Below are 9,944 nucleotides of genomic sequence, written 5' to 3' on the forward strand. Positions count from 1 at the left end.
TCGTGAATTTGCACGAATCCTAATTATCGCGGACAGCGCATCGGCTTAGCCGGGAAAGGAAGGTGGTGAACGAATCAACCAAATGAAACCGCTTCATGCGCGTATTGCGCCTGAATGCTTAAAAATTGTTTCAACTGCGCCAGTAGCCGTTTTGTAGATGAATGACGGTCGGGCGCTTAAAAAGTGGAATTTTGAAATGAAAAAGCGCAACCATGAACAACCTGTCAATGATGTTACTGCCATCGGCGAAGTGAACGTCGATGATGCATATGTTTATGTCGATGCAGACGTGGACGTTGAAGAAGCAGAAATTGACGCGAACCATAATGAGCAAGGTCAGGAACAGGGTCAGGAACAGACTGCTGAAGCAGACCAGGAACAGGGTCAAGACCAAGGTCAGGAACAGGGTCAGGAACAGTCTGCAGACGCGGACGCGGATCAGGATCAGAAACAGAAGCAAGATCAGGATCAGGACCAGCATCAGTACAATGGTGACAACACCAACGACAACTCCAACTCTGTAAGCATCGACTTTGGTGAGGAAGGTCTCCGCCCCAATGACGATGATCTGGTTGATGTCGATGTGTATGAAGGTGGCTCGGTCGAGGACATCATCACGGTCGGAAACGACTTTAACTATGATCCGGGCGACGACATGAACCTGGATATCTCGTTGGACGGTCAAGGCAACGACATGCTGGCCATCAACAACCAAGTGGCCCACCTGAATGACGATGACCATCTGGGCGCGGCACGTGTGTCGAACGACGGTGGTACCTTCGAACAGCACGGTGATGCCCATGGTGGCGAAGCCAACGCTGCTGAAGGTATTGCATCGCACGCAGACGGCGGTGACTCCGGTGACGGTGGATCAACCGACGGCGGCAACGCAATGTCATACACCAAGGGCGCATCTGCCTATGCCGGTGGTGGCGAAGCAGGTGATGCTGACGCCGACGCAGATGCCGGAAACGGTGGCGACTCGGGTGATGCAACGACCTTGGGTCTGAACGTTGGTAAAGGCTACGCAAGCTCTGACGGCTCCGGAGACGGTGGCGATAGCGGCAATGCGAATGCCGATTCGAAGGCTGACAATGACGGTGACTCGGACGCGTCGGATGCTGACAGTGACGGTGGTGACGGCGGAAATGCCGGATCAATCGGTCTGGGTCTGGGTGTTGGTCTTTCAGGCGCTGGCAATGACGGCGACTCGACTGGCGGCAACAACGACAGCGACGCCCACGCGCTGGGTGCTGGTCTTGGTGCTAACGACTCGTCGGCGAACGGTTCAGACGGTGGCAACAGTGGCGCCGGCAATTTGGGCCTGGGCCTTGCAGGCAGCCTTGCTGGCAGCGTGGCTGGTAACGACGCAAGCGGCGACGGCGGCAAAGGCGACGGTGGCAATGCCAACGGCGGCGACGGTAGCAACAACGACGCAACTGGCGGTGCGGGCACCGGTGGTGCCGGTGGTGCTGGCAGCCCTGCTGACTTTGAAGAAGCAGCAGGCGGCGGCGGTGCCGGCGGTGCTGGAACCGGCGGCAACGGAAGCAATGAGAACATCACCGGTGGCGGAACTGGCGGTACGGGTACCGGCGGTTCGGGTGACGGTGGTGACCCGGATGCTGACGCTGATGCGACATCGGATGCTCAAGGCGTCGGTAACCAGAATGCGGACTCTGCTGGTGGAGCTGGCGGAACCAACACCTCCGACGGCAGTGCTGACGGTACCGGAACCGGTACTGCGACAGCGGACGGCGTCGGTGGCGGCGGCGGCGCAATCGATCTGGATGCGACCTCTGATGGTAGCGGCACCGGATCGGTAGACGCCGACAATGACGCCGGTAATGGCGCAGCTTCCAGCCTTTGGGCGGTTGCGGACACTGACGGATCCGCTGACGCGATGGCTGACGCAATCTCTGGCTATGGCGGCGCAGGCAGCTCCGACAACGATGCAACGGCTACCGGATACGGTACATCGGACGGTACGTCCACGTCGGGCATCGGTGGCGGCGGCGGTGCTGCACAAGCCATGGGTGGCCAAGGCGGTAATTCGCACGGCTTCGTCGATATTGGTGACACCAAAGGTGGCATGCAGCAAGGCGGCGACGCATCGGGTGCGAACTCGGGCGCAGGTGGTGCCGGTGGCAACGCTGGTGACTGGGGTTCGGGCAACGGTGGCGATGGCATCGTCAACGGTGAGTCGCACGCATCGGCCGCAGCGGTCGTCGATACTTCGGCGTTCAACCAGTCGATCGTCATGGGTGCCAACGTTCTTGGTAACTCGGTCGATACTACCATGGTTGGCGGCAACATGTCGTCCAGCTACTCCAGCGACGACACCGACGTTTAATCGGAAGCAGAGCTCGCTTTGGCGGGCTCTGACCTCTTAAAAACTGCCGGGGGCGCATTATGCGGCCTCGGCCCAACTTAACCTAAACCGGAAATTTCAGGCCGGGGCAGGGAAAGGAAACTAAAATGGCACTCGACAGTATTACGGAACAAATTGCACATTTTGTTGGCACTTTTGAACTTACGACCGAACAGGCCCGTTGGCGTGATTTTTATGAAGAATTTACTGCTCTGCGTAAGAAAGCAGAACTTGAGGGTCTCGAAGATCCGGCCCGCATCAATGTCAAAGCCAATCTGAAAATGGATCCGGGCGATTACGGTCCGGTGCCTTACAAGTTTGGACCCGCACAAGATGATGTCCCCCCACCAACGGAAAATTCTGGTCTGATTGATGGTGCTGATGGGTCACCCGGCCCTGCGGTCGGCCCGGATGCGATCTTGCCCGAAGATGCGCCGGGATTCAGCTCGTTTGTGCAGATGAACATCATTCTGGAGCCCGAATACATCACCGAGCTGATTGGATCAGCGGTCACCTACACGGTGCAGAAAATCCATCTGATCGACAACGATGTCGTGGGCGAAGGTGACTTCCGCGATGTCGAGGCCCTGATGGCGCAAGCCGACGCGCTGCAAAGCGCGGCACTGTCCTTGCATGCCATATCGACCCCATCGATCCACATCCAGGACTATCAGTCCGGTGAGGCTGTCGAACAACTTATCGAACAAATGCAATCGCCCATTAATCTTGAGATTGAAGGCGTAACGGTACATCAGTTTCACGGCGAGGATGCCTCGGGCATTATCGTGAATGGCGAGTATGTCGATGAAATTCCGGACTTTTTGGAGCTGCTGCCGGAACATCACAAGGATGATTTGGAGGACGAAGACGCCGAGGACGAGTTGGCCGAGGCATTGCCTGCCGAATGGGATCAATCCGAAGACCCCGAATTTGAAGACGGTCATTCGGTGGTCGCGGGTGGCAACTATGCCGTCAACGAAGTCGCGGTATCGGTTGGCTGGGTCGATGCGCCCAACATCGTGGTCGGTGGGCAGGCGATCAACCTGACCGCTGTCAGCCAGGTCGCCGTCGTCTCTGATGTCGACCAAGGTGCGCCGGGTGCGCAAAGCGACACGCATGTTGTCCAGTCTTCAAACATCGCGACCGAAGCCAACGAGGCATCATGGGTGGAACACAATGTCTCGGATAATCCCGATCAGGACCCGATTGTCATGATCGACTGGATTTCCGGTGATCTGCTGGTGACCAATTTCATTGAGCAGCTTATCGACGCCACGGATATTGACCACATCAATACGGAAATCTCAGCTTCGTCCACAGCCTATACGCTGGGCGATAATGATATGGCCAATGTGACCAACATCATTCAGCTGGGCAGCTATTATGATGTGATCATTATTGGCGGCGATATGGTCTCGATCGACGTTGTGAACCAGACCATCGTTTTGTTGGACAATGATGTGATTCACGGCGCAAGCCCGACGGATGCCGAAGACAATCTTGTAATGAACCAGGTATCGTTGACGACCGAAGGGGAAGACACCCACGAAGAGTTAAGCGACAATCTGGCCAGCACGGTATCTTTGCAAGAGGTGGATACCGATGCACTGGAAGACGCGTTGTTGAACGATCCGATGTTTGCCGGAACAGAAGTGGTGCGGGTTCTCAAGATCGAAGGTGACCTGCTGCAGATCAACGTCATTGACCAGGTAACCATGTTGCAGGATGACGACGATGTTTACGTCGAAAACTCAAGCGGAGAAGGGGTTTCCGCGCTAGGTGCGGGCAACGCGTTATTGAATTCGGCCAACGTGACCAAAATGGGAATCGACTCTGTCGTGATGGCGCAAGAGGGCGAATACTCGGATGTGATGTTGCATCAGGCCAGCCTTATCGACAGCCCAGAAGAGGAAAATGCCGAGCTTGTCAACGAAGCGATCGCGATGTTGTTGGAGGATGTAGATGGGCCGGGCAATTCGGAAAACGCCCCAGGCCAGAGCAATCTGACGTCCTCAGAAGCGGCTGCCATCGACGACGGCCTGCAATCTATGCTAGCGTAGTAACCCTGTTTGTTACGAGTGTTTTGAAAGTTTTAACATGTCGATTGTTTTTCCGTCGCGCCCGAGACGATACGCCAGTCCGTTGGATCGTAACGCTGGTGCCGTTTCCAAGCCGCCAAGTGCGAGCAAATCAGATTTGAAACGGAAAAAAGTTCTCGGATTGCGCTTGAGCGAAGATTTACGCGTTAGTAATCCGCCAGACGGTGAACGGGAGGCAGTCGCCAAAAGCGATGCGAGCGCCGGCAAAACCGTGAAAGCTGATCCTGAACATCACGAAGTGAAAGAGGAACCGCACCTGCGCGCCGGACCTTCCTCCCGGCGCAAGCAGCCGCAGCCTGCCGAAGACAATGACCAACAGGGCAGCGGTGATGGGGTGGCCGATGTCGAGGGCCCCGATCCTGAACCCGTCAATAAAACGAGCGACCGTACACCCCCCGCGTCGCGCTCGAGTGGCGGTGATCGCATGGGCACCACTATCGAGGCCAAAGCGAACGAGCCAATGCTGCGCAGTAATTCTGGCGGCGGCGATGGCAAGGGGCCACCCCAAACATTTCACAAGCGAACGCCGCCTGAAGATTTTCAGGCGACGTTGCGCACTTCGTTACGCGCGATCTACCGCAATCTGGCTTTCGTGCTGGTTCTGACCTGTGCAACGAATGTTCTGATATTGGCGATCCCGATCTATCTGTTCCAGATCAGTGATCGCGTCCTGACTAGCCGGTCGTTGGACACGCTGATCATGTTGACCGCCATTGTCGCCGGGGCAGTGATTTTCCAATCCGCCTTCGATGCGGTGCGGCGGTTCATGCTGATGCGCACCGCGGTTGAGGTGGCAGCCCGTCTGGGTGCCCCGGTTCTCAGCGCTGCGGCGCATGCGTCGCTGCATGGCTCTGGGCGGGAATACCAAACACTGGGTGATTTGCAGCAAGTGCGCAGCTTTTTGGTCTCGGGGACGCTGATTTCCTTCCTGGACGTGCCCTTCGCACCATTGTTCATCCTGATGATCTTTTTGGTTCACCCGCAGCTTGGGATGATCGTGATCGTTACGGCGGTTTTGCTGATGACAATTGCATTCATCAACCAGCGTATGACGGCCAAACCCTTTGCCGAAGCCAACAAGGCGCAGTCCATGGCCAACATGCATCTGGATTCGATGTCGCGAAATAGTCAGATCATCAACGCTCTGGCAATGATCCCCGAAGCCGTGCGCATCTGGGGACGCGACACCGCACAATCCCTGACATGGCAGGTCCGCGCGCAGGACCGGAATGTGATTTTCGCGGCCATTTCGCGGGCGGTGCGTTTGCTGACGCAGATCGGCATTCTGGGTTGGGGCGCGTTTCTGGCTTTGCAGGGTGAGATCACCGGCGGCATGGTCATTGCGGCCTCAATTATCGCGGGCCGCGCTTTCGCGCCGATCGAGGGTTCGATCGAAGGCTGGAACGGCTTCCTTCTGACACGCGGAGCCTATGGCCGGATCAATCAATTGCTATCCAACTCGGCCCTGCAATTCGAAAAGCTGCGCTTGCCGCGCCCCGAGGGTCGGCTGGACGTGGAACGCCTTCTCTATGTGCCTGGCGGCACCAAGCGTGTTGTGCTGAACGGGATCAGTTTCTCGCTGAACCCGGGTGAAACTCTGGCCATCATCGGCAACTCGGGTGCGGGTAAGACCACGCTGGGCAAAACGCTGGTTGGGTCAATCCTGCCTACATCCGGCAGTGTCCGGCTGGACCTGATGGATATCCGCAACTGGGATCCGCGTCAGTTTGGCGAAAGCATCGGCTATCTTCCGCAGGACGTGCAATTGTTCCCCGGTACGATCAAAGACAATATCGGCCGGATGCGGGACGATGCGACGGACGAACAAATCCACGACGCCGCCGTTCTCGCCGATGTACACAACATGATCGCCACGTTGCCGCAAGGCTATGAAACCGTGGTGGCTGCGGATGGGTCACCCTTGTCAGGTGGTCAGAAACAGCGCATCGCACTGGCACGGGCCTTCTTTGGCAATCCGCGCATGGTGGTTCTGGACGAGCCGAACTCGAACCTAGACGTTGCTGGTGACAGGGCCCTTGCCCGGGCCATCGAACAGGCACGGGAAAGCAAGATTACCGTCGTAGTGATCACGCAGAAACCAACGCTGCTGAACGTGGTCGACAAGATCATGCTGCTGACGGATGGCCGTGTGGCGCTGTTTGGTCATCGCGAACAGGTTCTGCAACAACTGAACGGGCCGCGTAATAATCAGCCCGGCATTCAAAACAAATAAGGGGGGTGCGACATGAATGAACTGGTACCCGTGAACAACGATCCCAATGATCCGACCGTCTGGTATGCCGAAGTTCCACGCTCGATCAATCGTCTGGTTGTAATTGGGCTTACCATGCTTGTCGTTTGCTTTGGCGGTTTTGGCGTCTGGTCGTTCAGTGCACCGCTGGCCGCTGCTGTGATTGCACAAGGTAGTTTTGTCGCGACAGGTCGCAACAAGATCGTGCAGCACCTTGAAGGCGGTATCATCGAGGAAATCCAGGTTGTTGAAGGTCAGGCCATCAAAGCCGGGCAAGTGATGATGACGCTGGACCAGACCTCGGCCGAAGCCAATGAGCGTGAATTGTTCATCCGTAAAATCCGCCTGCAGGCCATGTCAGATCGTCTGAATGCCGAGTACAATGAACTGCAGCGGCTGGAGTTCTCGCCTGACCTTATTGCCAATTCAGAAGATACAGAAGTTCTGTCCATTCTCGATGGGCAAAAGATCACTTTTGATCTGTCCCGCAAGACGCTGTTGAACGACATCGCTCTGCTCGAACGCAACATGGAAGCTCTGAGAATTCGCTCCAGCGGGTTCAATGCACAGTTGGACAGCATGGTGCGGCGCTCGGAAATCCTGCAGGAAGAACTCGAAACCAAGCAGGCGCTGTTCGAAAAAGGCCTGGTTCGCAAAGGTGAGCTGAACACGATCCGTCGGGTTCAGGCCGAAGCGGAAGGGCAACAAGCACGGCTGCAAGCCGAAGCGGCTGAGATCAGCCAGATGCTGTTGAAATACGAAGAACAGATTACCCGCACCCGCGCTGCCTATCGTGAGGCCGCGCTAGATGAGTTGGGCGTGATCGAAGCCGATCTGGAAAGTGTCCGTGAAAAAGCTCGCCAGGCCCGTAGCGTTCTGGACCGCGCCGTTGTGCGGGCTCCGGTATCCGGGACAGTGGTGCGACTGCACTATCATACGCCGGGGGGTGTGATCGAAACCGGTGAACCCATTGCCGAGATTCTACCTGCAGACGCTCCGCTGATCATCGAAGCACAGATTCCGCGCACCGAGATCGACAGTGTCGTGACAGGCCAGGACGCCACTGTGCGTCTGGTCGCCCTGAATCAGAGGACAACACCGGTGCTGCAAGGGCAGGTGTTCTATCTGTCTGCGGACTCGGTGATCGAGGATTCAACTGGAGCCCCGCAAGAGGTCTATCTGGCCCGCATTTCACTGGAACCAGAAGAGATTGAACGCGTGCGCGGCTTTATCCCAACACCGGGTATGCCCGCCGAGATCATGATCCAGACCGAAGAGCGGACCTTTGCGGCCTATATCGCGAAACCTGTGACGGACAGCATGTCGCGCGCGTTCCGCGAACAATAACAGGGGCGGTCTACACCTTCCATTTTTCGCATGTTAGCCTGCGGTGATATTCACCGGAGGATTACTGATGCCATTGACAGTAAAAGCCATGATGGAGGCCGCAAATGCGGTCGTCGAACGTGTAGACACCGATTTTGCCCAACAAGTCATGGAACAGGGCGGGTTGCTTCTGGATGTGCGCGATGCCGTCGAATTGCAGCAGACGGGCCGGGCCAATGGCGCTCATCACATTCCGCGCAGCATGTTGGAATTTCGCGCCGATGAAAGCTTGCAATCTCACGACCCCGAGCTTCGGAAAGACCGCCCCATCGTTCTTTATTGTGCCGCTGGTGGTCGCGCCGCTTTGGCCGGTAAGCTGCTGAAAGACATGGGATATGAGCAGGTCTACAATCTTGGCGGATTGCCGGATTGGATTAATGGTGGGGGTGAGGTGTCGTCCTAAAAGATCAGGCGTTCAGAAACGCCCTTACGGCGGCTTCGAATTCGCGCGGTTTTTCGGCGTGCAGCCAGTGGCCTGCACCGGGGATTTTGGCAAACCTGGCGGCCGGGAATAGCGTGCGGATCAGGTCACGGTGTTCAGGCAGGACATAGTCAGAATCGCCGCCCGAAAGAAACAGGGTCGGACCATCCCAGGTTGCGTCCAGCTGCGGAAAACCCATGATTTTGGGCATCTCGGCGGCCAGAACATCCAGGTTCAGTAGCCAGCGTTGCCCCTGAACATCCAACGACTGCGTGAAAAAGCTTTGAAGCGCTTTTTCTACACCCAGTTCGGCCAATTTCTGTGACGCATCCGAACGTCGCTCGACTTTTGACAGGTCAACGGCGCGCATCGCCTCGATGAACTGGATCTGGCTATGAGAATAGGTGACTGGCGCGATGTCGGCGACCACCAGTTTGCGCAGCAGTTCGCCGTGTTGCAGCGCCAGCGTCATCGCCGCCTTGCCGCCCATCGAATGGCCCACCACGTCGGCTTTGCCGCCAAAATGCGTGATCACTTCGGCCAGATCATTGGCAAGGTCGCCATAGCTGTGCTGCTCAGTCCACATGCTGTACGCGTGGTTGCGCATATCGACGGCCACAACCTGCCGCTCATCAGCCAGCCGTCTGGCAATTACGCCCCAGTTCCGGGCCGAGCCGTACAGCCCATGCGCAATCAGCAAAGGGGGGTTCGCGGTCGGTTCACCATGTATGATCGTGTTCAGCATGAAGTCGTGATACCCGCCGTGAATAGAAACGACCAGCCCCATTGTCGCCTTCGCAAGAGGCGGCTAGATTGGCGGGCTTGGAGGCCTCGTCATGTCGGAAAAAACAGATATCCAAACCCAGATCGCGCAGACGGTTCAGTTGCTGCGCAAAAAGCTGGGGGTGCGGGACAAGACGCTGACGGCTTCGATCCGCAAGGCCAAGCGACAACTGCCCCGGCGGATTTACAAACAGGCCTTGCTGTTGGCCAGTGCCGAGCCGATGGCGGCACATCCAAAGCTGCGGCTGGTTCTGGATACCCCGAAACTTGCTCGTGCGTCAGAAGAGGTTCAGGCGCATCTCAGCGGTATCAATCGCGCCGACCGGCGGCTGGGCTGGTTCCTGGGGATGCTGGGGGGACTGGCGTTCAACCTGATCGCTTTAACGATTCTGTTGCTTGTCTTCTTGTGGTGGCAGGGTTTTATCTGATCCGTATGGAAAACGGCGCCTCAAAGGCGCCGTTCAAGTCTTTGATTTTCGACCTGATTACAGGTTCGGGTATAGAGGGAACTTGGCGCAGAGGTCCGCGACCTCGGCTTTGACCTTGGCTTCGACGGCGCTGTTGCCGTCTTCGCCATTGGCGGCCAGCCCGTCGACCACTTCGATGATCCAGTCGGCGATCTGGCGGAATTCGACC

Annotated in this window: 7 protein-coding genes and 1 pseudogene; 6 read left to right on the forward strand and 2 right to left on the reverse strand. The window is 57.1% G+C overall.

What is annotated here, in order from left to right; genetic code table 11:
* Positions 1-196 precede the first annotated feature (196 nt).
* The 5 genes from ACR0AJ_RS18435 (at position 197) to ACR0AJ_RS18455 (ending at position 8,507) form a co-directional block, all read left to right on the forward strand.
* Positions 197-2,350, forward strand: a complete 2,154-nt coding sequence (locus ACR0AJ_RS18435) for a hypothetical protein (protein ID WP_170351287.1) — start codon at positions 197-199, stop codon at positions 2,348-2,350.
* A 125-nt stretch (positions 2,351-2,475) separates the two neighbouring features.
* Positions 2,476-4,428 carry a type I secretion protein gene (locus tag ACR0AJ_RS18440; protein ID WP_170351286.1) on the forward strand — a complete coding sequence of 651 codons (1,953 nt, stop codon included), beginning with the start codon at positions 2,476-2,478 and terminating at the stop codon, positions 4,426-4,428.
* Positions 4,429-4,678: 250 nt separating this feature from the next.
* Complete coding sequence (locus ACR0AJ_RS18445) at positions 4,679-6,700, forward strand: type I secretion system permease/ATPase (protein ID WP_425082154.1); 2,022 nt, start codon at positions 4,679-4,681, stop codon at positions 6,698-6,700.
* A gap of 12 nt (positions 6,701-6,712) precedes the next feature.
* Positions 6,713-8,065, forward strand: coding sequence for an HlyD family type I secretion periplasmic adaptor subunit (locus ACR0AJ_RS18450; RefSeq protein ID WP_170351284.1), 1,353 nt, complete (start codon positions 6,713-6,715; stop codon positions 8,063-8,065).
* Between the two features lie 67 nt (positions 8,066-8,132).
* Positions 8,133-8,507 carry a rhodanese-like domain-containing protein gene (locus ACR0AJ_RS18455; protein WP_170379222.1) on the forward strand — a complete coding sequence of 125 codons (375 nt, stop codon included), beginning with the start codon at positions 8,133-8,135 and terminating at the stop codon, positions 8,505-8,507.
* A gap of 4 nt (positions 8,508-8,511) precedes the next feature.
* Here ACR0AJ_RS18455 and ACR0AJ_RS18460 read toward each other — a convergent pair whose 3' ends face one another.
* The gene (locus tag ACR0AJ_RS18460) at positions 8,512-9,312 is read right to left on the reverse strand and encodes an alpha/beta fold hydrolase (protein WP_480741555.1); all 801 of its coding nucleotides are present in this window, start codon (positions 9,310-9,312) and stop codon (positions 8,512-8,514) included.
* Between the two features lie 49 nt (positions 9,313-9,361).
* Here ACR0AJ_RS18460 and ACR0AJ_RS18465 point away from each other — a divergent pair, with 49 nt between their 5' ends.
* Positions 9,362-9,736, forward strand: coding sequence for a hypothetical protein (locus tag ACR0AJ_RS18465; RefSeq protein ID WP_170362584.1), 375 nt, complete (start codon positions 9,362-9,364; stop codon positions 9,734-9,736).
* 57 nt (positions 9,737-9,793) lie between these two features.
* Here the strand turns inward: ACR0AJ_RS18465 and glyA are convergent.
* A pseudogene (glyA, locus tag ACR0AJ_RS18470) lies at positions 9,794-9,944 on the reverse strand (serine hydroxymethyltransferase); the annotation flags it as partial.

It is taken from the genome of Ruegeria sp. CJ9 (assembly GCF_056536625.1).